The sequence below is a fragment of the Streptomyces sp. NBC_00683 genome (genome assembly GCF_036226745.1).
Taxonomy (GTDB): Bacteria; Actinomycetota; Actinomycetes; order Streptomycetales; family Streptomycetaceae; genus Streptomyces.
This window is the reverse complement of record NZ_CP109013.1, coordinates 8,420,833-8,441,260: the sequence shown is the minus strand read 5'-3', so window position 1 is coordinate 8,441,260 and position 20,428 is coordinate 8,420,833. Positions and strand designations below refer to the sequence as shown.

Genomic DNA, 20,428 nt, shown 5'->3' with positions numbered 1-20,428 from the left:
AGTTCAAACCGCTCGATCAGCCCTCCGGCCGAAGCCTCTGACGAGCCGCTTCAAGGCGTTCGTCATAGTCGGATGCGAACAGCTCAGGAAGCGTCTTGTCGAGGGTCCCGGCGATCCTATGGATCGGCGCCCAGACCGCCGGATCGTCGACAACCTGGCTGAGGTCCGTCATCTGGAGCTTCTCCAGCCAGTGCGACAGCACCAGTGCCTCGTCACTCGTGAGCTTGATCGTGACCTGGCTATCACTCATGCACACCCCTACGGCTCGGCCCGCCCTCGACCACACGAACCTACTGACCTTCGGCCTTGACCAAACGCATAGGGGCACCCCCCCTTTTGGCGTGTATCTCGGCTGAACCCCTGGCCGGGCTGATCGTCACCACGATGGTGTCACTGAACCGCAGGCGATGAACGCCGGTGCCTCCCATCGGCGACGCGCATGAGATCCCACGACGCGAAGTAGCCCTGGCTTCGCCGTACGGTCGCCCCCTTACCGTCTTCGTCGCTCCGCAACGGGCCTCCGGCCTCAGCGGCTTGCCCGCAAGTCAGCCCGTTGCACCGAGCCGCCGACGACCCGACCGGACCAGCTCGCGCAAGCCGCCTGATCTGCAGGAACAGGAAACGCCCCTTGGAAGTCAGCAGCAGGTGATCGTCGCTTCCGGCTTGTGGCGCAGTGCCGTCCATTGGGACCATCTCCGCATGTTCGAGTTGCTTCCCGGAGTCGGCCTCCGACTCCCTGGCTCTGCCGGCACCCTCCGCTTCGGCATGGACGAGCGCACCGCCCAGTGGGCCGTCGCCACTGTCGCGGACGTTCGCGATGGTTGGGTCTGTGGCGCCCGCTGGGCCTTCAGCGCGCAGTACCGGGGCCTGACGCTCGACACATACGGTGACACCACGGACCGCCGCGGCCGGCACCAGGACGCCCCTGGCCTGGTCGGCATCGGCCTCACCCGCGACCCCTTCACGCTCACTGGGCCGTCTGCCTGCCCAGTTGTCCTCCGCGGCATCAACCTCTTCGGCTACCCGACCGCCGAGGTTTCGGATGCTTTCAGTGACGGCCTACCCCCGACGCTCCGGATCAGCGGCGACGGTCTCTACCTCACCGCCGTGTCACTTCACGCGGAACCCGTACCTGTCGAAAGCTGATCACGACGGCGAACCGGGCAAGTCGAGGTCGCGGCGCATCGCCTCGCGCAGGGCGACCAGGCTGGGCCAGAGGTCGCCGATCCGTTCCCTCAAGGCGTCAACGCTGTCACCTGGATTCCGCGGTCCCATGTCCAAACCCTTGACCAGCCCATGGATCTTGCGCAGCGCCCCATTGACGCGGCCGACCACGCCGAGAACATCGTTGGAGGCAATCATGTGGGTTTCGGCGTGCTGGGCGACGTAGGCGTCCCAGCGTTGCTTCAACTCCTCGCGGTGCGTGTCCTCCAGAGTGCCGGCACGCCGTATGTCGTACATGCAAGCCGCCAGGGCGTCCCGTGCTGTGCGGGCTGCCGCACTGAACCGCACGTATACAGCCTGCCGTTCCTCGAGCAGACGGTTCGCCCGGGCCCGTGCCAGGTCCTCATGCCGGTGGCGCTCGACACGGTCCTGCTCCCGCCGGTGCACCTGCTGCGTAAAGCGCTGCGTCCCCAAAACCGGCACCAGCGACACAGCGCTACCGATCACAGCCGCCGACAACGTCAATACTGCCCTACCCATAGCGCCCACCCCCTCGCCCGCGCCCGACGGCTGGACGCTCGCACGGATGTGCACTGCCCTGATGGCCAGACCGACGCGAAGGGATAGTCGCGCGACAGACTCCCCGTGCCTGCGTGCGGGCCCGGGGGCTCCTGCCTAGTCGGCAACGAGGGTGGCCATGTGGGCGAGCATCCGGTCGGGGTCCGGTTCGTACCCGGTGAACAGCCGGAATGCATGCGCGGCCTGGTGGACGGCCATGCCGCCGCCGTCCAGCGTGCGGCAGCCGAGGGCCCGCGCCTCTCGGAGCAGTTCCGTGTCGAGTGGGCGGTAGACCACATCGGCGATCCAGAGGTCCGGATGCAGCAGTTCCGCGGGGAACGGCAGCCCTGGGTGGTGGGCCATGCCCGTCGGGGTGGCATGAACCAACCCGTCGGCCACCGCGAGAAAGTCGGCGAGTCTCTCCCACTGCGCGGCTGCCGCCCGGTCCGGGCCGAAGCGAGCAGTGAGTTGGGTGGCCAGCGCCGACGCCCGGCCTGGGGCGGTGTCGACCAGAGTGAGCCGGCCCGCCCCGAGCGTGAGCATCGCGTGCGCCACGGCCGCCCCCGCGCCGCCCGCGCCGAGCTGGACAACCTGGCGCGTGGGAGCGTCCCCCAGCCCCTGGGTGAACGACTGGGCGAAGCCGCTCCAGTCCGTGTTGTGGCCCCGGGACCTGCCGTCTGTGTCGAACACCACGGTGTTGACCGCGCCGAGCGCCTTGGCGTCCTCGGAGAGTCCGTCGAGGTGGGGGATGACCGTCTGCTTGCCCGGATACGTGATGTTGAGCCCGTTGTAACCGAGCCGCCCTGCAGTGCGGACGAGCTCCCCTACGTCGTCCGCGCCGAGACTTAGCTGGTCCAGGTCCAGGGGACGGTAGAGAAGCCGCAGGCCGTGGTGGTCGGCCTCCCGCTCGTGAAGCGCATAGCTGAGGGAAGGCCCGATGCCGGATCCGATGAGTCCAAGGAGGTACGAGGAGTGGGGCGAGGTCATGCGGCGCTCTTCTCCAGTAGGTGTTCCAGGCCGTGGCGTGGAGCGATCTCATGGCACAGCGACGGGACAACGTCGAGTACGCGAGGCGGCGGCATGGTCTGTCCCTTACGCGTTGGGCCAGCCGGTGTCCGCGAGCAGTCGTTCGTCGCGGGCGGGTAGGAAGTCGGAGTGTTGAGCGAGCGGGGCCCGAAGCCCCGGAGGGGTCGCCGACAGGCACGGAGTGTTACTTCGGCTGTGGACGTGAGCGGGCGGCGTGGCAGGCGGCCAAGTACCCGAACGTGAGGGCGCTGCCGATCTGGCACCCGGCTCCTGGGTACTCCGATGCCATGGGGGAGTTCGCATCGTTGCCGCAGGCGTACAGGCCTGCGACCGGTGCACCGTCCTCGTCGAGTACCTGCGCCTCGGGACTGGTCCTGAGGCCGAGTGCGGTCGCCAGTGGGGTCGGAACCACGTCGATGGCGTAATAGGGTGCTCGCTCGATCGGTCCGAGGTTCACGTTCGGCGTGTGGGCTGGATCGCCGTACTGATGTCCGTAGGGGTGTCCGCCCTTTGGGTCCAGAACAGCGGCGACAGCCCTCGCCGGTCCGCCTCGGTGAGCGTGTCACCGGTCCTCCCCCGCCGTCGTGACCTCCGCGTCCATCACATCGAGCGGCAGCATGACCGCGCGCACCGGGTGGACGTCACGTCGCCGAGGTGCCCGGCCGCACGACGAGGCCAGAGCACCCACAGGCACGACGCCCGGCGTTCCGCCACCACCAGCGTCCGCGCAGCAGCTTGTCACCCGAGCGGTGGGAGGCCAGGACGTCCGCAATGGCCAACCGGCGGCGACTGTGAAAATCGCTGTCCGATCACCGGAGCACGGTGATAGACATCCGGCGTGGAAAAGAATCTTGAGTTCCCTGACCTGTTGCGACTGATCGAAGAACGGTCGACCGCCTTCCGCGCCGTGGTCGCCGCCGCGCCCGGGCTCGACGCGCAGGTGCCGACCTGCCCCGGGTGGACGCTGTTCGATCTGGTGAAGCACCTGGGTGGGGGAGACCGTTTCTGGGCCGCCATCGTCGGCGCGGGGTCTGCCGACGCTCCCCCGGCCGAGGCCGTCGCCGCGCGCGCCGCGCTGGAAGTGCCGCAGGAGCGTGAGGCCCTGCTGGCCTGGCTGGACGCGTCGACGCAGCTTCTGCTGGGCGCCCTGCGCGAGGCGGGACCGGATAGCGGTTGCTGGACGTGGTGGCCCGCGTCGCAGTCACCGCAGACCGCCGGCGGCACCGCCCGGCACCGGGTCCAGGAGACCGCGGTGCACACCTACGACGCCCAGCTCGCCGGGGGCGTCCCGCAGCCGCTGCCGGTCGAGCTGGCACTCGACGGTGTGGAGGAGTTCCTGTTCACCGTCTGCGGAACGCCGAGTGCCTGGCCGCACAAGCCCACGGCCTTCGACTTCCACGCCGCCGAGGGCCGCTCCTGGCGCCTCACCGTCGACGGCGACGGCGCACGCACCACCCGCATCCCCGCGCCCACCGCCGCGACCGGCGAAGACTCGGACGCAGCCGGTGCCTCCGTCCACGGCACGGCCAGTGAGCTGGTCCTCTACCTGTATGACCGGATCCAGGCCGACTCCTTGCACGTTGACGGAGACGCAGGGCTGCTCGACCTGCTCCGGGCCTGGGAGCCGGAGGAGAAGTAGGACGTAGCGGGGGCTGTTGGCCGCGCCTCGAGCTGGTAAGACAGGACTCTTCGCCAGCTTCGTCAGTCGCGGCACCGGACTCAAACCCGCGAGGCAGCCTCGGGGCTTCACCAAGCCGACCGTCTACCTGGATGGCAGTGCGAATTTGTCCGTCCCAGCGATCACGAGAAGCGACGCGACTGCCGTCGTCCCGATCTCGTCGAGAAGTCAGTCGATCGGGTGACTGCGGCGGCTGCCGTGCATGAGAGCAGGGCCTCTTGGTAGCTCGAAGGATGTCGAATCCAACGTGCGTTCCACGAGGCCCTGTTGTCGCACTTCTACGGCAACGCGGGAGTGGGTTCCACGTCAGCCACTCTCGCGTGTGACTGTCTGGCTCACAGGTTCGGGAACGCCAGAGACCACGGGGCGTGCGAGCGTCGGTATCCCACCGACATGCCGGACGCCGAGTGGGCGGTGGTCCGGCCACTGCTGCCGGTGCCGGGCTGGCTGCGGGGCCGGGGCGGGCACCCGGAGGCTTATTGCCACCGCGCGATGCTGGACGCGATCCGCTACCTGGTCGACAACGGCACGAAGTGGCGGGCCATGCCTGCCGACTTCCCACCGTGGGACCGGGTCTACGCGTTCTTCCGGCGTTGGCGCAACCACGATCTGGTCCGCGAGTTCCACGACCGACTCCGCCGCCTGGTCCGCGAGCGGGCCGGGCGGGACTCGGAGCCGGGCGCGGGCGTGATCGACTCGCAGTCGCTCCAAGCGGACGCGGTCGTCGGCTCTGACAGCCGCGGCTTCGACGGCGGCAAGCTGATCAACGGGCGCAAGCGGCACCTCGTTGTCGACACCCTTGGCCTGCTGCTCGCGGTGATGGTCACCGCAGCGGATGTGGGCGACCGCGCCGCGGCCCAGGTCCTGCTACCCAGGTCACTGCAGCGCACCACCTGCTGGCCCTGGTCTGGGCCGACGGCGGATACACCGGCAGCCTCGTCGAGTACTGTCTCGCGGCCCTCGCCCTGGTCCTCGCCATCGTCAAACGCAGCGACGACATGCGCGGCTTCGTCGTGCTGCCCAAGCGATGGATCGTCTAGCGGTTCTTCGCCCACCTGATGCGAAGTCGCCGTCTCGTGCGCGACTTCGAGCGTTCCATCGCCAGCGCGGAGGCGATGGTCTACTGGTCGATGACGATGCTCATGACCCGCCGCGTTGCCCGGCCACGTTCTTCGCGAGCGTGAATCGGCCAGGTGCCGGCTCGATCAGCCAGCCGCGCGCCGTCAGCCGCTTGGCCTTCGATCGCAGTGCCTCTACCTTTCCCGGTACGGGGTCCAGGCCGAAGCAGGCGGCCATCTCCTTGCACGTCAACGCTCCTTGACCGAGTCGGTTACGGTCGCCGAGTGCCTGCAGGATGCGCTGGTAGTCCACCGACAGCGCCGACCAGGCCAGCCCCGCGCGCCACACCGGCACCACCGTTTTCGGCTTCGCCGCCTCCGCCGGTTCGGGCCGCGCCGGTTGCACACCGGGAGCCGGCAGACCCTCGGAGGCGGCGGGGCCGACGACGGCGTCGTTGCCCGGGGCCAGTACCTCGCCAACGCGTGAGCGGGCGATGACCCACTCGTTCCACTCCCGCTCAGCCAAGGCCGGCTCCGCCTGGAGGCGGTCGGCCTCCTCCCGCAGATCGTCGACACGACGGCGAGCCGTGAGCTCACGCTGTTCCAGCAGTCCAAAGACCGACGGCATCCTCGACCTCCACCAAAGCAACGACACGACACCACTGCCACGAGACCGCCGACCCTAGGCCTGACCAGCGAGAACGCAGTCCTCAAGCCCGGGAGGACGGGGGGCGTCCGTAGGGTGCGTCCATGGCAGACGCGAGTGAGCAGGCAGTTCAGGCGGCTATCGAGGCGGAGCTGCGGCTTCTCGACCCCGCCGTGCGCGCCTCGCCAGCCTTGGTGTTGCAGCTTCTTGACCCCGAGTTCACCGAGATCGGAGCGTCCGGCAGGCGCTGGGACGCAACGTCGATTCTCACCGTTACGAGTTCCGGTTCAGTGGACCCGGAGTCTCCGGTCAAGGTCAGCGAGATGTCCGGGGGCGTACTCGCTCCGGGCCTCGTTCACCTGACGTACTTCGCAGACAACAACGGGCGCCGAGTATGGCGAAGCTCCCTGTGGCGTATGACCGGAACGGGCTGGCGCCTGTACTTCCACCAGGGCACTTTGGTGAGCTGATCGGGCGTGGTCCGCCAACCGTGGCGGGGTCCTCGGCGCATATTCGCGTGGCTTGGGAGCCCCGGACCAAGGCCGGTGCGGCAGTATCCCTTCCGGATGGGTTGCGGCGGGTCAGCGTGCGTTCACCGTCGCTGCGTGAGGCGGTAAGGATCAACGGTGGGTCCAGGATCGTTGAGTGCACCTCTCCCGAGGGGCCTCTTCTTGTTGCTGTGATGCCGAATGAGTTGGATCAGGGCGGCGGGTCAGCGCTTCTGGAGCGGGTGCACGTTGTCCGGGGTGCTTTCGACGGGCGGGCCGGCCGGGACGTGGACGTGGATCTCCGGGCGGATCTCGGGGCCCAGGGCGTGGACGAAGACGCCCGGGCGAAGACTCAGGCCGCGCAGAGCAAAACCGGAGGCGAGGGTTCAGACGAGGACTGCGATGCCGGTGGCGATGGTGTGGCCATCGGCGGGCGCGGCATACTGGTGAAGAGGCGGTGTTCTGACCGTGCGCTATTCGGTCACCCCCCGACCGTGGCTGTACGCAGAAGCCGTTGGGGGACGTCCCCGTCGTCAATTCACCTCTGGCCCGAACCGACGCTTGTACGCCGATGGAGTGATGCCCGTCTCGCGACGCATCAGCGTGCGCAAGTTGGTAGCGGTGCCCAGCCCGCTCCGCCGTGCGACCACCTCAAATCGTGACTCGCCTCGTTCGATCAATCGGCAGGCCAAGGCAAGTCGCTCTCCCGTGAGCCACATCAACGGGGTCGTTCCCAGCTGTGCCCGGAAGCGACGATGCAGCGTCGCAGGGCTGACCGCCGCCTGTGCCGCAAGGTCTGACACCGTGAGCGGTGAGTCGAGCCGTTCCTGCGCCCAGGCCAGGACGGGTGCCAGGGACTCGTCGGGGAAGTCGGGCATGGGACGCTCCACGAACTGCCGCTGCCCGCCGTCCCTGTGCGCCGCGAAGACCAGTCGCCGACTCACGGAGTTGGCAATCTCGGCGCCGTAGTCGCGGCGGACCACATGCAGCCCGAGATCGAGTGCGGCCGCGCTTCCCGCAGCGGTGAGGATGTCACCGTCATCCACGAACAGCACGTCTGTTTCGAGGTGGACAGCAGGGAAACGGGATCGGAAAGAAGCCGCCCACTGCCAGTGGGCGGTGGCCCGCCGCCCGTCGAGCACGCCGGCCTCCGCCAGGGTGAAGGCGCCACTGCAGAGGCCGATCAGGCGTGCGCCACGCGCGTGCGCCCGCCGGATGGCGTCGAGCACAGCGGGTCGGCGGGGCACCTCGACGTCGGGGCGGTTGGGGACGATCAAGGTGTCCGCCGCATCGGCCGCTTCCAAGCCGGCGACTCCCGTGAGCGTGAAGAATCCGTCTCGCATCGGGGTGCGGGGCTCGGGGGAACAGAGCCTGAAGTCGTAGAGAACGCGGCCGATCTCCGGCCTGCGGAGGCCGAAGACCTCGGTTGCACAGCCGAGCTCGAAGGGGTTCGAGTTCTCGTCCACGATCACGACCACCCGGTGTGTGCCCGCCGCGTGAGCTGGATGCGAGGATTCTTTCGCCATGTGCAATTCCTAGCACTCACGCTGCCCCTGCGAAACCGCGGAGGATGAGCCCATGAGTAACCAGCCCATCCCCCTCAGCAAGGCTCTGGCCTCCTTCGATGCGTTGTGGAGCCCCCGCATCGTCACGCGCGTCAACGACTACGACGTCCGGATCGCCAAGGTCGCAGGCGAACACATCTGGCACGCCCACAACGACACCGACGAATTCTTCCTGGTGCTCGACGGGGAGCTGCACATCTCGTTGCGTGAGCCCGAGGGTGAGCGCACGGTCCTGCTTCCGCAGGGAGCGGTCTTCACCGTCCCCGCAGGTACCGAGCACAAGCCGTACGCACCGTCCGGTGCCGCGATCCTCATGTTCGAGCCGACTGGGACACCAACCGTGGGCGACCGCCACGATGAGATCCCCGATCACGTGGACGCAACGACTGGACACGCCCTCAAGGCCTGAGCGGACAGGCTGCATCGGCAGTCGACCACCCCGGATCAGACCTTCCCGATGCGTGATGCGGACTTCCTGCGCTCGGAGGGTGCTGTTCGAGGAACCCGATGCCGCCGAACTCGATGGGCATGAGGTTGGCGGGCCGCCTCCTGGGGGTCAGTTGGCTGGAGTTGGTCGCCGATCGGTGGCTGTCGCTCGTGCCATCGATGCACTTGTGGCTGGCCACGAACTGGTGAAGAGCCGTTGTTCTTGACCTATTCAGTAGCTCTGAGCGCCGCGAGGTAGCCGGCCCACCTGTCCTGGGCCAGGGCTGCCCACTGAGCAGCAGCTGCCCGGGAGCGCACTCACTACGACCGGGCACCGAAGACAGTATCGGTGCGGGCCCGTGGTGAGGTGCTGCTGCCGCTGCCGATGCGCTCGGACTGGGGCCCGGAGACGAAGTGGCCCTCTCCCGGGGCCCCCGCGGCGCTGGTGGCAGAGTTGGCCGGGCACCCGGTCGCCGGGCTGCCGTTCTTCGCCCCGGAGACGTTGGCCAGCGACCACGGTGCCGTCTACAAGAGCCACCACTTCGTCCAGGCGGCAACGACGCTCGGGGTCGATCTGCTGCCGGCCCGGGCGATGCGGCCGCCGGACAAGGCCGCCTGCGAGCGGGCTTTCGCCGGGATCCAGTCGCTGCTGCTGGAGCTCCTCCCGGGCCACCGCGGCATCGACGTTGCTGACCGCGGCGCCGATCCGGAGGGCGACGCGACGTGGACACCGGCGGAGATGGAGTACCTGTTGGCCACGTGGATTGTGTGCGGGTTTACCGACCGCGGGAGTCCATAGATGGCCTTCGACCTGCGGTGATACGTAGCGTACGTGTAATCGACGGGAGATCAAGAGAGGTCGGGAAGTCTGCCTCCCGGGCAGCGGACAGGCCGGAGTGTCGGGGCAGCATTGATCGGAACGGCCTCACTCTGGGAGGATGTCGTCCATGACGAACCAACGAAAGGCCTATGGCGCGTAGACGGCCAGGCCAGGTGCGCGCCAAGTTGTCGCGTAGGCTCCGCCCGGGGCCCGGCAGGAAGATCGTTTCTGGGGTCTCGGCGCGCGCACAGAGCGAGATTGCCGCGTTCGAGGATTCACTTTTGTGGCCAGGAGCCATCGCCGATGCGATGGCTCGGTGGGTCGGCACCGTTCACGGCCCGGCCCGTAGGCTGACGGATCCACCGGTCCGTGGCTGCGGAGTTGAAGCGTGCTGTCCCTCTGACGCTCATCCACGAGAGATACTGGAGCAGGCCCTGTGCGGGCTGCCGACAGGTGCATCGCGGGAGCTCCGGCGGCTGGTGCATCCGCTTGACGAGGTCTACTGTTCCCGCACGATTGTGGACTCCTACGGCGACCCGTCTCAGCCGTGGTGGACGCGGAGATGCTGAACCTCGGACAGGGGGATGCCTCGTAAGCGCCCCTCCGCCGGCCGGCCGAAGTCCGGATCATGCCTGCGGTGCGGCGCCAGGCAGGATTACTGCGAACGGTTCGACGCAGCGCTGTGCGTGGTGTGCGACGAATGGCGTGAAGGCGTCTGCAGTGATCCTGATTGCGCGTATTGCCGACGACGGCCCGAACGGCCGAGCCTTGCCTGGGAACATGCTGGCGCAGAAGCCGTCTTGCGTCGCGCGGCCCGGCTGGCCAACCGTCGCTCGCTCTGGTCCCGGCCGAGAGGCCCGGTCACCTGAAACGTCACCGACGCATCCGGCGGAAAGCCCGTCCCGATCACCCGGACGAAGGCCATGTTCGCAGCCGGATCGCAGAGCTCGGTCGCAGGAATCCCCGCCGGCGACTGGACCGAGCTGTCGGTCACCGGCACCGGCACGCAGAAGATCGCCACCGTGCCGGGGTGCCGGCAAGCAGTGGCTATGTCCATCTGAAGGTGGAGCTCACGACCGCTGACGGCGCCACCGTCACCCAGACGTTGGTCCGCGCCTACGGTCTGGACTGAGCGATACGAGGAGCGGCCCCGGACTCGTATCCCGCGGTGCTCGAGTACACCCGCCACGAGTGGCGGAACTACTGTGCGTGCTCCTTGACCGTCAGCGTTCCGTGACGTCGAACGTGGGCGTCCGGCGGGGCGGAAAAAGAGGGGGCGGCACATCTGCGCCACCCCCGTTTCGCGCATGCCCGCTCCGGGACGATCAGGGGCGATCGCCATGTCGAAGGCATGGACGTTGGCATTCGCGGGCAGGACCACGAACTCCAGTCCTGGACGGGTCCAGCGGGACGAGTTGGCGAAGTCGCTCTACTACACCGTGGCGTTGCCGTAGCCGTCCGGTCGGTTGCGGTCGTCGGTCGACTTGACCAGGGTGGCGCCGTGCGCGGTGACCGGGTCGAACGACCAGTTGGGGAAGCCGAAGGTTCCCGTGGTCGAGGTGCCGTCGGTGTAGTAGACGGTGGTGCTGCCCGTGGCGGCGCTCGTGACGCCCGAGCCGAGGAACACCAGCTTGCTGCCCTTGCCGCTCAGCGTGATGGCCTGTCCGGCGCTGCCGACGTTGTCCTTCGTGCCGGCCGGGACGTCCGGCCAGGTCAGTTCGGCGCCCAGGGCCTCGACGGTCGCCCCGGGTGTCAGGCCGACCGCGGCAAGCTTCTGCGCCGAGAAGCTGTTGCCCTCACCGTCGTAGTTCCCCGCCGTCGTCGCGGACTCGTCGGTGATCGCCACCTTGTTGTAGGCCGCCTGCGGCGATCCGCTGCGCTCCGACCGACGGACACACGGGGCGGCATCGGGCGGACGTTCGCCGCCGCGAGCTCAAGAGGGTGCCGCGCAGCTCCGCGACGCTCGAGGAGTTCAACCGGCACGATTGTCCCGAGGGGCTGGTCACCCGCAGGCAGCTGCGCGAGCGGGGCTTGAGCCCCGGCGGGCACGGCCCGGTCGCGGTCCTACGCTGCAGATACTGCGCGCAAGAAGATCAAGCCGTGCATCCGCTACACCGGAACCGACGACGACGAGCCGACGGAGACGGGCATCGGTCCGGACGGCACGTACTGCCGCTACTCCGCGTCGGACCTCAGTTACGACTAGGGACCCGGCCGTGATCCCCGCGCGGGCCGTCCGGCGCGGGGCACCGGCGATTGCGTCATGGTTTCGCCCGGCCGACACTTGGACGAGAGGATCCTGCTCGGGGAACCTATCGAGGATGTGCGCCACCATGCCCAGCTCCGACAAGGCCGGCCGCGAGGGCCGGGACCCGGACGCCGAGATCGTGGTCCCGGAGGGCGACGGTCCTGATGAGGGGCCGTCAGATGTCTTCCTGGACGTCCCTGCCCTCCATGTGGACAAGCTGGACCTGGAGGTGGACGACCTCGAGGCCCACGTCTCCCTGCAGGCCGAGGTGCTGGACCTCCTCAAACTGAACGTCGGGGCGGACGTGCGGCTCGGGCGGGTCCAGCTGGGCATCGAGGGTGTGGACGTCCAGGCGCAGCTCAAGGTCCGGCTCCACCACATCGCCGCCGTCGTCACCCGGCTGCTGGCCACGGTGGATCGCAACCCCCAGATCCTCGAGCAGCTGACCCGCGGCGTTGGTGCGGCGGTCGAGGACGTCGGGGCCGGAACCGGCCGGGCCGCGGGAGAACTGGGCAAGGGCGCCGGCGCGGCAGTGAGCGAGGTCGGCCGGGGAGCGGGGACCGCGGTCGAGTCCGTGGGCGGGGGTGCGGGCAGGGCGGTGGAAGGCGTCGGCGCCGGAGCGGGCGACGCTGTCGAAGACGTGGGCCGGAGCGCTGCGGACGCTGTGGAGGAGGCCGGCGAGGGCGCCGGTGGCGCGGTCGCCGGGAGCACGCGGGACGAAGGGGAACAGGACGACGCGGGGGAGGAATCCGAGCGCCCGGCCGCCCGCCGTCGGCGCCGAGTTCCGGAGCACGCGTCCACCGAGCCGGACAGGCCCCGTCGCACGGCTCCCGCGAAGAGGGCGAGCCGTGGCAGGAAGGCGGCGACGGAATCCCCGACTCCGGAGAGAAGGACCGGCCCCGCCAAGAAGGCGGCTGCCAAGAAGACCTCTGCGGCGAAGACCCCCGCGAAGAAGGCCTCGGGCCGTCCGCGGCACCGCACGTAGACGGCAGCCCAGGCCCGAGGCTCAAGCACTGGTTGGCGAGGTGAGGCCTCGGAAGGCCCGGCCCGCGCCGAGCTGGACGTCAATCGGAAGCGCGGGGGGGCACCGTGTGGGCTACCACGTTTTCGGACGTCCGGAGCCGGTACCAACCGTGCTCTGCCCAAGCATTCCGTGGCAATGGGGGTAGGCGGTGGTAGCTGACGCGGTGGGTGGGTGCCGCAGGGGTCCGGGTGGCAGGTGGGGCTGACCGCGTGCTCAATCACCGTGGCGCAATGCTGGTCGCTCTGGTCTCGCTGTCGTGGTGCTCGGGGTTCCGCAACTGTTCGCGCGAGCGGCGGTGGGTAGGAGTGGGGGTTGTGAGGACGGCGAGGCAGGCGATGAAGTACGCGGGCAGGTCGGCGGCCAAGGCCTTGGCGTGGCGGGTCAGAGGCCCGGCGCTGCGACGCGCTGAAGCTCAGCTGTTCATGTTCAAGGACGGCCAGCTCGCCATCGAGGACCAGGCCGTAGGGCAGCTGGTCCGCTGTGGCGACGAGATCGGGAAGCGTGCCTGATGCAGCGCCCCGCGCCGCGACTGCGGCAGCGTCGGCTCCCCCGGGTCGGCCGGGGTGAACAGTAGTTGCCCGGAACCCATCAAACTTGGGCTCGACGGCCATGCCGCCCGGTACTGCTCCGGGGTGCGGGATGACCTCCCGGGCTTGGGCGAGCATCGGCTCCACAGGAGGTCGCAGCACCACGCGGGGCTCCTAGCCGGGGCCCGGTCAGGACTGAATCGGGCGTCAGGGTTGCTGCGGGCCATCAGTCAGTGGCGGCGACGTGTGTTGGACTCACCGACAGCCGAGCGCACCCAATCGTGAGCACTGCCGGGGTCGAGGGCGGCGAGAAAGTCTGCGAGCGAGCCGTCCCAGCTGTATCTGGCAGGTTCGGCCGCCGCTGCGGTTACCAGGCTTCGCGTGTCGGTGTCCTTGCAGCGAACCAGCATGATGACGGCGCGGGAGCCGGCTTCCGCGAGGATCCTTTGGGCTTGATGCTCATCGGATCCGACATGTCCTTTGCGCACTCCAGCGGCGTGAACCCCAGTCCTTGCTCCTTTCAGCGCGGAGAGCAGGCCCATGAATCCGACCATCCATGCGAGGGACATGCGGAACACGGTGTTCGAGAAGCCGCTGGCCGTCAGCACACGAGACTGAGTCAGCCGCAGCGAGCCGTCGGCGATTCCTGCGATCAGCACAGCGGTCACACCGCCCTCGCGGGCCTTCCTGCCGGAAGCCTCGCCCGAGCGATACCAGTATGCGTTCGGCGCGACGGTGGCTGTCGAAACTGGCGAGAACTACCGATTGCTGCCCGGATTGTGCGACCCAGGTGGCTTCCGACGACATGAGAGCTTCCTTCGCAGCCGAGTGACCGCCATCGAGAATTCAGGTGCTCGGGTGCGCGTCTGTCTTCAGCGCCCACGTGCCGCCCGGACAGCCCGCCGGCAGCGGCGGGAAACGGTGGCCTTTCACGTCCGTACTCCAGTGATGGCCCGCACCGCAGTCACACTCGCAGATCCCGCTCTCAGGCACGATCTCGCCCGGATGCCACGACGCCTTGTCCTCGCTCATCCTTCCTGTGTACGACGATCCTCAGCCGCGCGCGACCGGGGTCCGCAGTGTTCGAGCGAGTTTCTGACGCCGGCCGCCCTCCGGGCGGGGCCTCACCGTCGGCAGTCCTACCGGAAGCCGGGGTGCTCTAGGAATTGCCGAGCACCGCGCAGCGTGGTGCGCAGGGCCCGCTGGGTAGCCCGGCTGTCGAGGCGTACGTCGAGAGCGCCGGGAAGGGTGCTGTTTGCTCGAAGGGCGGTGGGCAGCCGTGAGGCGTCGAGGCCGTCCCGTTGGGCGATGAGGGTGCCGAGCTCGTGACGGCTGACGGCGTCTCGGCCTGCGAGGTGGTGGAGGCCGGTCGCGTCGGCGGCTCCCAGCTCCAGGAGGGAGGCGGCGAGGTCGGTGACGTGGACGGGGCAGCGTATGTCGTCGGTGAACAGGGCGCCGTCGCGGGCGCCGGCGGCGAGGTCGTGTACGAGCTTTTCGTGGAGTGAACGTCCGTGGCCGATGATCAGCGATGTCCGAGCGACAGCGGCCGTCGGATGCACGGCGAGGACCCCGGTCTCGGCCGCGGCCTTGGCCGCCCCGTATGGGGTGACGGGGTCGGGGAGGCTGGACTCGTCGTAGTGGACGTTCGCGCCGGAGAACACCGCGTCACTGGACACGTGGACCATGCGTGTGCCGTACCTGGCCGCCACCATCGCGAGCCGGATGGGGCCTTCTGCCGTAGTCGCCCAGTCGGCCGCCCCGCTCGATGCGTTGATGACGAGCTGCGGGCGCACCTCGGCCATGACGGTGTCCAGGCTTCCCGCGTCCCGCAGGTCAAGGGGATACCAGGCAGTCGGGGATGCTTCGCCTGGCTTGGTCGCATAGGTCGCGACGGTCGTGTGCCCTGCTGCTCTCGCCTGCTCGACCAGCTCGGTCCCGAGGAAGCCGCTGCCGCCGACGATCAGAACTGTCATCGCGCCACCGTAGACCGGCTCCGTCGGCGAAGGCGGTCACTCCAGAGTTCGGGCAACCGCCTTCGTCGTGAGCATGCGAGATGGGGCTGCCAGACGTAGCGGATGTCCGGCTCGCGCTCATCGTTGCGCGGCGCGTCCGTCCGCTCAACCGCGGTGAAGCCGGGTGTTCGTAGAACCGGTGCGCCGGTTCGTTGACCTGGAACGTCCACAGTGAAAGCCCGTCCGGCTGTTGCTGTTTGGCCAGGGTCATGAACCGGTCGCCGAAGCCCCGCCCGCGCCACGCGGGGTCGAGGGAGAGCTGTTTCAGGTCCCCGCCGTTGAGCACCATGAGCCCCACCACGTTGCTCCCGGTGTCCGCCACCCAGGTTTCGTACTGGGGCACGAGGATGCGTGCGAACCAATCGCGTACGTCGGCTTCGTCGTGGGCGCAGCGCACGGTCGGTAACGCGGCAGCGAAGGAACGCAGCCCCACGTCGGGCGCGGGGCGGGCGTCGGCGTCGCCGGCGCATCGGAGGCGTATGTCGTCACTGGTCCAGTTTCGGCTTGCGGCGTCCGGGCCGACTCTCCAGGTGCGCTCATATGTTCGGGCTCCTGCCGCGCACTCGGCGCCGGTGCGTGCCGTCATCGCCCGCAAGAACGCCCGACCATCCGGGGACCGGCTGCTGGTCGTCCAGCGAAAGCCGAAGTCTCGCCCCGGCGACCCGGAGCTCAGGCTCCTCGAACCGCGGCGAACAACCCTCCAGGAGGAAAACAAGCAGCTCAAGAGAGCTTGCTTTCTCTCCGCGTTCGCCGCCCTGGGCGATCCGGCATCGCGGGCCGACTACGACCAGAAGATCGCCAGGCCCCAGGCGTCGGGCCGACGTCCTGTTCGCGATGCTGCGCAATGGGACCTTCCTTGAACCGCAGCCTGTAGGGGCCGTCGCTTCGCAGACCTAGACCATGGTCAGGAGGTGATCCGTGGGTCCGTAGTCGATCTTCCAGTCGGCATAGACGCCGGAGAATCCGTCCTTGATGCACCGCAGGCCAAGAGTCACCCAGCGGACGGATCCGTCGTCGGCAAGTGAGAACGCGACCGCGGCCTCGAACTCCTCGCTGCCGCACGGGCAGCCGGCCGCACCAGGCTCGTCGTCCTCCCAGGACTCCTCGTTCCAGTACTCCTCGCTGTCCGCAATGAACGCACGGCTGCCGCAGCCAGAACACTCGCGTTCCGCTCCGGACGCGTTGACCAGCGCGAAGAACACGCGGCCGCCGCACCCCTCACAGATGGAAGGAGCGATCTTCACCGGGCGGCCGTCGACAACGCCCCGGAGGAACACCGCAAGCTCTGCAGGGACACCCTCGCCAACCTGATAATCAGCATGCACGGACACATCGTTCCAGACGCCCCGAACTACGACCCGACCACCTTGACCCAAGACATAGGGACACCCCCCGTGCCTGCCGTGATCTGCTGGATCGCTGGGAAAGTCTGGAGAAGGAACTGACGGCCCGCGCCCACCTATGTTCCTCCTGCGGCAAGCAAGGACCCAACAGCAAAGACTGGCGGACAGCCGGCACGAACGGCACGGACATCACGGGGCGCACCCAGTTCATGAGCATGGCCGCACGCTACGCACACGTCACAGGCCCCGGGGTGCGAACACCGGGGCCTGCACATTCCTGACCGGATCAGATTCAGATGAGTGAGGGTAGGCAGAGGCAGCCCCGGCGCATGGGAACGGCCCTGACAGCGCACGCTCCTCGCTACTTTGAGGCGAAAGCCCCGCCTTCGCGGATGTCTGGCCTCACGATGGAGGGGTGACCTTGACGAACATCATGAACAGCAGCGAACGCTCCCCCGCCATCAGCCTGACCAAGGTCGTGGAGCGGGCTCCTGATCTGGTGAGTCTGTACAAGGCTGCGGGGAGCAGTGTCCGCGCGCACGGGCTGGAAGGAGTGCGAGCCGCGGTCTACCTGGTGCTAGACCGCTCCGGATCGATGCGGCCCTACTACCGGGACGGCACCATGCAGCACCTCGCCGAACAGGTTCTGTCCCTGTCCGCGCACCTCGATGACGACGGCATCGTCCCGGTCGTGTTCTTCTCCACCGACATTGACGGATCCACCGACCTGACGCTCGGCCGCCACCGCGGCCGCATCAACAAACTCCACGAGAACCTCGGTCATATGGGCCGCACCAACTACCACTGGGCCATGGACGAGGTGATCGACCATTACACAGCCTCGGGCAGCGATACCCCTGCCCTGGTCGTCTTCCAGACCGACGGCGGCCCCACCAGCAAATTCGCCGCCGAGCGCTACCTCTGCAAAGCAGCCCGCCTCCCACTTTTCTGGCAGTTCATCGGCTTCGGCGACCCCGACGACAACGAATTTGCATTCCTGCGCAAACTCGACACTCTCGCCGTCCCAGCTCACCGCGTCGTCGATAACGCCGGCTTCTTCCACGCCGGCCGCACCCCACGGACTGTCAACGACCACCACCTCTACGACCAGCTCCTACAGGAATTCCCGCAATGGCTGATCGCCGCCCGCAAAGCACACGTCCTGGAGTAGACGTGGGCTAAGGCACCCACCCAACTGATCTGACAGACACGAAGAAGCGCCGGCCCATACGCCCGACGCACATTCAACGTCGCGTCACCCATTTGCGGGCTCCTGCAATCTGACGCCGATTCATATCCGTACCAGGAAGTGACCCGCGTGACGAACGTGCCGTCGGATTTCTACTGTCATCAGGCCCTCAGTGGCAGCATCCCGCTGGAGGTAGCGGCCGAGACAAAGCGGGTGCTGGCCTTTCATCACACCAACCCCTCGCATCCGGTTCACATCGTGGTCATCCCGAAGGAACACGTACCATCGCTGACCGATCTCGCGGACGCCGATGAGGAACTGCTGCTCGAACTGGTCCAGGTCGTCCGTCAGGTCGCCGCCCAGGTCGAGCAGGAGCATGGCTCCTGCTCGGTGGTCACCAATTTGGGCCTGTACCAGGAGAGCAAACACCTGCACTGGCACGTTCTCTACCGGGGCGAGGACGAGGCAGCGATCCTGCAGACATATGGGCACCACGACCGCTGAACTTCTTGGGCTCTGGCACACATTCCGTGAAGCAAGCACGCTGAGTGACGCCTGCCGCACTGAGCAGGTAGTCGTCCCACTCGCGCCAATAGGGGAAGCGCAATCTCAATAGGCCGCTTGTCCGTTGGGAACGGCGTGTCAACCCGGCCTCCGCCGCCCGTGGTGATTGCTTGGACAGAGTGACCGACTGCAGCCGTTTGCTTGTCCTCGTCCTCTCGCTCCTCCTCGGGCTCGTCGGTTCCGGCCCGGCTCATGCGGAGGACAAACTCACCCTCATCGGCCCCGAGAAGACGGCGCAGGTGGAACTCGACAGGGATGATGTCAAAGACCTGATGGTCGGCAAGGTCCGGTTCGTCGTGGCTACCAGCACTAACCTCAAGACGCCACTCGTCGCGCGGGCCGTCCTGGACGCCACGGGTGAGTCAACCGACTCGGTCTGTACGGGTCCGACTGCAGTAGGTGCCGAACTCGTCGAGCGCCCGGCCGCCTTGACCGTCAACGAACCCGCCGCCACGACCGTGCAACTGGCACTGAACCGAAAGTGTGCCAGCCGCCAGGGCACGCTCGTCGTGTCCACCGGTGACACGGACCCCGCGAAGGCCATCTCCCCGGCCACCCTGCGGTTCGCCCTGGTCCGGGACGTGGAGCGGGATCCCGAGTACGAGAACGCGTTGGGTGTGGCCTTCACCCTGGCCCTGATCGCCCTCGTCCTCATGGTCTTGCCTTACGACTTCCTGTACGCGCAGGTCAAGCCAGGATGGCTGACCGCGCGCCTGCCCATCGAGGTCCCCTGGTCCCCCAAGGACAGCTGGGTTACCAACATCACCGCTCTAGGAGCAATCCTGGGCGTTGTGCTGACCGCGACGGGTGTACTGCAGAAATGGCTACCGGGTATCTCGGTCGGTCACTTCCTCACCCTGAACCTGCTGTTCGCCGGCCTGATCCTGTTCGCGCCGGTCGTCTACTCCGCGTCCTGCACCTACGCGCTCCACGAGGGGGCGGACGGTACAAGACTCAAGGCGACCGGTCACGGCTGGGGGGTAGTAGCCTCCGCCTTCATCACCTTGTCCGGAGTCTTCGGCCAGCTCGCCACGATCGCCGCCATGACCGTCGCCGCGCACGTGGGCCTTGCAGCCAAGTGGTTCCTCTGCATCTGCCTGGGAATGGCCGCCCTGGTCGTCGGCCTGTACGCCGTGATGTTCGTCCGCGGCACGCTCGCCGCTGCCCACACGCAGCTGCCTGCGAGCAGCGGTCCGGTCGTCCGAGTCCGTAACACCGCACCGCCCACCTCGGGCGCGCTCTGATCCGACCACAGGAAACAGACCACTCAACGCACTCCGGGCCTCGATGTGTACCTCTTAATCGCTGACGTCGACCGGCAGCACAGCCAGTCGCGATCGACAGCAACCGAGTGATGTCGGCCTTCCATGCGGTGACCACCGGCTCGGCCAGAGACCACTGCTGATCCGATGAGTCGGATGGGTGCGAGTTACGTTCACTCGCCGCAGCGAGGGCCGGTCACCACGATGGGTCCGTTCAAGTCGTAGGGGATGTCCAGGCCTCGCCAAGCGCTGGCGAGTGCCCACGCAGCGGCGTTGAACTGCAGTTCCTGGGCAGATGCGCCTTTCCCGTGGACGTGCAGCACCACCTGCCGGTGATAGACACCAGCGTCCGTAGCACCGCCTACCAGATCTCATAGCGCTGCTCGCTGAGCCGCGTAGGTGTCGGGCAACTGCACTGTCTGGACTGCGCTGTGTTCCTCGAAACGCAACGCCTGCGTGGTCATGCCCGGCCCTCGCTTCATCGGCTCGCGCCTCAACGATCGTCCCAGGCTTCCAACGCTGCGCAAGCGCCGCTGGTTCTGGCCGATCCTGGCGCTACTTCACCCCGATCAGCTGTTTCCGGTCCCGCCTCTGTCGTCTGGCTGATTGCGGTGCAATGCTGATCTATCGGGCCCCGGACGCCCCCGAGACCGGGGCTCCGCGATGGCCCCGCCCTGTCTTGGCCGCAGCAGTGGACGCGCTCAGGAAGGGGGCGCCGCGGGCGATCCTGAAGGTCCCGGCGTGCGGTCGACCAAACGATCTCGAACTCATCGGCCGACAACTGCTGCGGGTCGTGTCCCTCCCACTCGGAGATGGGCGGTTCCGCGGTG

General features: G+C 67.9%; 22 protein-coding genes and 3 pseudogenes. 12 read left to right on the top strand and 13 right to left on the bottom strand.

Annotated elements, in window-relative coordinates; all coding sequences use genetic code 11:
* Nucleotides 1-16 precede the first annotated feature (16 nt).
* Nucleotides 17-250 (bottom strand): hypothetical protein, encoded by a 234-nt coding sequence (locus OG257_RS36735; RefSeq protein ID WP_329214726.1) that lies wholly within the window; start codon nt 248-250, stop codon nt 17-19.
* A gap of 515 nt (nt 251-765) precedes the next feature.
* Between OG257_RS36735 and OG257_RS36730 the strand changes: the two genes are divergently transcribed.
* Nucleotides 766-1,146 (top strand): hypothetical protein, encoded by a 381-nt coding sequence (locus OG257_RS36730; protein WP_329214724.1) that lies wholly within the window; start codon nt 766-768, stop codon nt 1,144-1,146.
* On the opposite strand, the gene OG257_RS36725 is transcribed toward OG257_RS36730, so the two are convergent.
* The 4 genes from OG257_RS36725 to OG257_RS36710 form a co-directional block, all read right to left on the bottom strand.
* Nucleotides 1,147-1,704, bottom strand: a complete 558-nt coding sequence (locus OG257_RS36725; RefSeq protein ID WP_329214722.1) for a hypothetical protein — start codon at nt 1,702-1,704, stop codon at nt 1,147-1,149.
* Between the two features lie 135 nt (nt 1,705-1,839).
* Nucleotides 1,840-2,709, bottom strand: a complete 870-nt coding sequence (locus OG257_RS36720) for a shikimate dehydrogenase (protein ID WP_329214720.1) — start codon at nt 2,707-2,709, stop codon at nt 1,840-1,842.
* Nucleotides 2,710-2,932: 223 nt separating this feature from the next.
* Nucleotides 2,933-3,268, bottom strand: coding sequence for an FAD-binding protein (locus tag OG257_RS36715; RefSeq protein ID WP_329215549.1), 336 nt, complete (start codon nt 3,266-3,268; stop codon nt 2,933-2,935).
* Nucleotides 3,269-3,310: 42 nt separating this feature from the next.
* The gene (locus OG257_RS36710) at nt 3,311-3,442 is read right to left on the bottom strand and encodes a hypothetical protein (protein ID WP_329214718.1); all 132 of its coding nucleotides are present in this window, start codon (nt 3,440-3,442) and stop codon (nt 3,311-3,313) included.
* Between the two features lie 144 nt (nt 3,443-3,586).
* On the opposite strand from OG257_RS36710, the gene OG257_RS36705 reads away from it, so the two are divergent.
* Together OG257_RS36705 and OG257_RS36700 are read left to right on the top strand one after the other, a co-directional pair.
* The gene (locus tag OG257_RS36705) at nt 3,587-4,387 is read left to right on the top strand and encodes a maleylpyruvate isomerase family mycothiol-dependent enzyme (RefSeq protein WP_329214716.1); all 801 of its coding nucleotides are present in this window, start codon (nt 3,587-3,589) and stop codon (nt 4,385-4,387) included.
* Between the two features lie 432 nt (nt 4,388-4,819).
* The gene (locus OG257_RS36700; protein WP_329214714.1) at nt 4,820-5,485 is read left to right on the top strand and encodes an IS5 family transposase; all 666 of its coding nucleotides are present in this window, start codon (nt 4,820-4,822) and stop codon (nt 5,483-5,485) included.
* Between the two features lie 81 nt (nt 5,486-5,566).
* Here OG257_RS36700 and OG257_RS36695 read toward each other — a convergent pair whose 3' ends face one another.
* Complete coding sequence (locus tag OG257_RS36695) at nt 5,567-6,112, bottom strand: hypothetical protein (protein ID WP_329214712.1); 546 nt, start codon at nt 6,110-6,112, stop codon at nt 5,567-5,569.
* 122 nt (nt 6,113-6,234) lie between these two features.
* On the opposite strand from OG257_RS36695, the gene OG257_RS36690 reads away from it, so the two are divergent.
* A complete protein-coding gene (locus OG257_RS36690) occupies nt 6,235-6,600 on the top strand; it encodes a nuclear transport factor 2 family protein (RefSeq protein ID WP_329214710.1) in 366 nt (121 codons plus the stop codon).
* Between the two features lie 551 nt (nt 6,601-7,151).
* Here OG257_RS36690 and OG257_RS36685 read toward each other — a convergent pair.
* Nucleotides 7,152-8,144, bottom strand: a complete 993-nt coding sequence (locus tag OG257_RS36685) for a GlxA family transcriptional regulator (RefSeq protein ID WP_329214708.1) — start codon at nt 8,142-8,144, stop codon at nt 7,152-7,154.
* 52 nt (nt 8,145-8,196) lie between these two features.
* Here OG257_RS36685 and OG257_RS36680 point away from each other — a divergent pair, with 52 nt between their 5' ends.
* Both OG257_RS36680 and OG257_RS36675 read left to right on the top strand, forming a co-directional pair.
* Complete coding sequence (locus OG257_RS36680; protein ID WP_329214706.1) at nt 8,197-8,592, top strand: cupin domain-containing protein; 396 nt, start codon at nt 8,197-8,199, stop codon at nt 8,590-8,592.
* Between the two features lie 366 nt (nt 8,593-8,958).
* Complete coding sequence (locus OG257_RS36675; protein ID WP_329214704.1) at nt 8,959-9,408, top strand: hypothetical protein; 450 nt, start codon at nt 8,959-8,961, stop codon at nt 9,406-9,408.
* Between the two features lie 1,348 nt (nt 9,409-10,756).
* Here OG257_RS36675 and OG257_RS36670 read toward each other — a convergent pair.
* Nucleotides 10,757-11,317 (bottom strand): annotated as a pseudogene (locus OG257_RS36670) (NEW3 domain-containing protein); the annotation flags it as partial.
* Nucleotides 11,318-11,762: 445 nt separating this feature from the next.
* On the opposite strand from OG257_RS36670, the gene OG257_RS36660 reads away from it, so the two are divergent.
* Nucleotides 11,763-12,662: a hypothetical protein gene (locus tag OG257_RS36660; protein WP_329214702.1), complete on the top strand. Its 900-nt coding sequence runs from the start codon at nt 11,763-11,765 to the stop codon at nt 12,660-12,662.
* A gap of 353 nt (nt 12,663-13,015) precedes the next feature.
* Complete coding sequence (locus tag OG257_RS36655; RefSeq protein ID WP_329214700.1) at nt 13,016-13,210, top strand: hypothetical protein; 195 nt, start codon at nt 13,016-13,018, stop codon at nt 13,208-13,210.
* A gap of 248 nt (nt 13,211-13,458) precedes the next feature.
* On the opposite strand, the gene OG257_RS36650 is transcribed toward OG257_RS36655, so the two are convergent.
* From OG257_RS36650 to OG257_RS36635, 4 genes and pseudogenes are all read right to left on the bottom strand, one after another.
* Nucleotides 13,459-13,896 (bottom strand): hypothetical protein, encoded by a 438-nt coding sequence (locus tag OG257_RS36650; RefSeq protein ID WP_329214698.1) that lies wholly within the window; start codon nt 13,894-13,896, stop codon nt 13,459-13,461.
* Between the two features lie 178 nt (nt 13,897-14,074).
* Nucleotides 14,075-14,260, bottom strand: a complete 186-nt coding sequence (locus OG257_RS36645) for a hypothetical protein (protein WP_329214696.1) — start codon at nt 14,258-14,260, stop codon at nt 14,075-14,077.
* Nucleotides 14,261-14,367: 107 nt separating this feature from the next.
* Nucleotides 14,368-15,201 carry an SDR family oxidoreductase gene (locus OG257_RS36640; protein WP_329214694.1) on the bottom strand — a complete coding sequence of 278 codons (834 nt, stop codon included), beginning with the start codon at nt 15,199-15,201 and terminating at the stop codon, nt 14,368-14,370.
* A pseudogene (locus OG257_RS36635) lies at nt 15,198-15,826 on the bottom strand (GNAT family N-acetyltransferase). Before OG257_RS36635 ends, OG257_RS36640 begins: the two are co-directional and overlap by 4 nt.
* 62 nt (nt 15,827-15,888) lie before the next feature.
* Between OG257_RS36635 and OG257_RS36630 the strand changes: the two are divergent.
* Nucleotides 15,889-16,137 (top strand): annotated as a pseudogene (locus tag OG257_RS36630) (IS110 family transposase); the annotation flags it as partial.
* Here the strand turns inward: OG257_RS36630 and OG257_RS36625 are convergent.
* Nucleotides 16,134-16,484 carry a hypothetical protein gene (locus OG257_RS36625; protein WP_329214692.1) on the bottom strand — a complete coding sequence of 117 codons (351 nt, stop codon included), beginning with the start codon at nt 16,482-16,484 and terminating at the stop codon, nt 16,134-16,136. The pseudogene OG257_RS36630 and the gene OG257_RS36625 sit on opposite strands and share 4 nt — an antisense overlap.
* Before the next feature lie 532 nt (nt 16,485-17,016).
* Between OG257_RS36625 and OG257_RS36620 the strand changes: the two genes are divergently transcribed.
* The 3 genes from OG257_RS36620 (at nt 17,017) to OG257_RS36610 (ending at nt 19,580) form a co-directional block, all read left to right on the top strand.
* Nucleotides 17,017-17,754 (top strand): vWA domain-containing protein, encoded by a 738-nt coding sequence (locus OG257_RS36620; protein WP_329215547.1) that lies wholly within the window; start codon nt 17,017-17,019, stop codon nt 17,752-17,754.
* A 147-nt stretch (nt 17,755-17,901) separates the two neighbouring features.
* Nucleotides 17,902-18,276, top strand: coding sequence for an HIT domain-containing protein (locus OG257_RS36615; protein WP_329214690.1), 375 nt, complete (start codon nt 17,902-17,904; stop codon nt 18,274-18,276).
* A 170-nt stretch (nt 18,277-18,446) separates the two neighbouring features.
* Nucleotides 18,447-19,580 carry a hypothetical protein gene (locus tag OG257_RS36610; RefSeq protein WP_329214688.1) on the top strand — a complete coding sequence of 378 codons (1,134 nt, stop codon included), beginning with the start codon at nt 18,447-18,449 and terminating at the stop codon, nt 19,578-19,580.
* Nucleotides 19,581-20,428 lie beyond the last annotated feature (848 nt).

What these genes read in the sequence shown, in the direction of transcription:
- OG257_RS36720 (WP_329214720.1), bottom strand. Translation starts at nt 2,709, where the DNA reads ATGACCTCGCCCCACTCCTCGTACCTCCTTGGACTCATCGGATCCGGC.
- OG257_RS36690 (WP_329214710.1), top strand. Translation starts at nt 6,235, where the DNA reads ATGGCAGACGCGAGTGAGCAGGCAGTTCAGGCGGCTATCGAGGCGGAG.
- OG257_RS36640 (WP_329214694.1), bottom strand. Translation starts at nt 15,201, where the DNA reads ATGACAGTTCTGATCGTCGGCGGCAGCGGCTTCCTCGGGACCGAGCTG.
- OG257_RS36645 (WP_329214696.1), bottom strand. Translation starts at nt 14,260, where the DNA reads ATGAGCGAGGACAAGGCGTCGTGGCATCCGGGCGAGATCGTGCCTGAG.
- OG257_RS36700 (WP_329214714.1), top strand. Translation starts at nt 4,820, where the DNA reads ATGCCGGACGCCGAGTGGGCGGTGGTCCGGCCACTGCTGCCGGTGCCG.
- OG257_RS36725 (WP_329214722.1), bottom strand. Translation starts at nt 1,704, where the DNA reads ATGGGTAGGGCAGTATTGACGTTGTCGGCGGCTGTGATCGGTAGCGCT.
- OG257_RS36730 (WP_329214724.1), top strand. Translation starts at nt 766, where the DNA reads ATGGACGAGCGCACCGCCCAGTGGGCCGTCGCCACTGTCGCGGACGTT.
- OG257_RS36735 (WP_329214726.1), bottom strand. Translation starts at nt 250, where the DNA reads ATGAGTGATAGCCAGGTCACGATCAAGCTCACGAGTGACGAGGCACTG.
- OG257_RS36685 (WP_329214708.1), bottom strand. Translation starts at nt 8,144, where the DNA reads ATGGCGAAAGAATCCTCGCATCCAGCTCACGCGGCGGGCACACACCGG.
- OG257_RS36660 (WP_329214702.1), top strand. Translation starts at nt 11,763, where the DNA reads ATGCCCAGCTCCGACAAGGCCGGCCGCGAGGGCCGGGACCCGGACGCC.
- OG257_RS36695 (WP_329214712.1), bottom strand. Translation starts at nt 6,112, where the DNA reads ATGCCGTCGGTCTTTGGACTGCTGGAACAGCGTGAGCTCACGGCTCGC.
- OG257_RS36680 (WP_329214706.1), top strand. Translation starts at nt 8,197, where the DNA reads ATGAGTAACCAGCCCATCCCCCTCAGCAAGGCTCTGGCCTCCTTCGAT.
- OG257_RS36620 (WP_329215547.1), top strand. Translation starts at nt 17,017, where the DNA reads ATGAACAGCAGCGAACGCTCCCCCGCCATCAGCCTGACCAAGGTCGTG.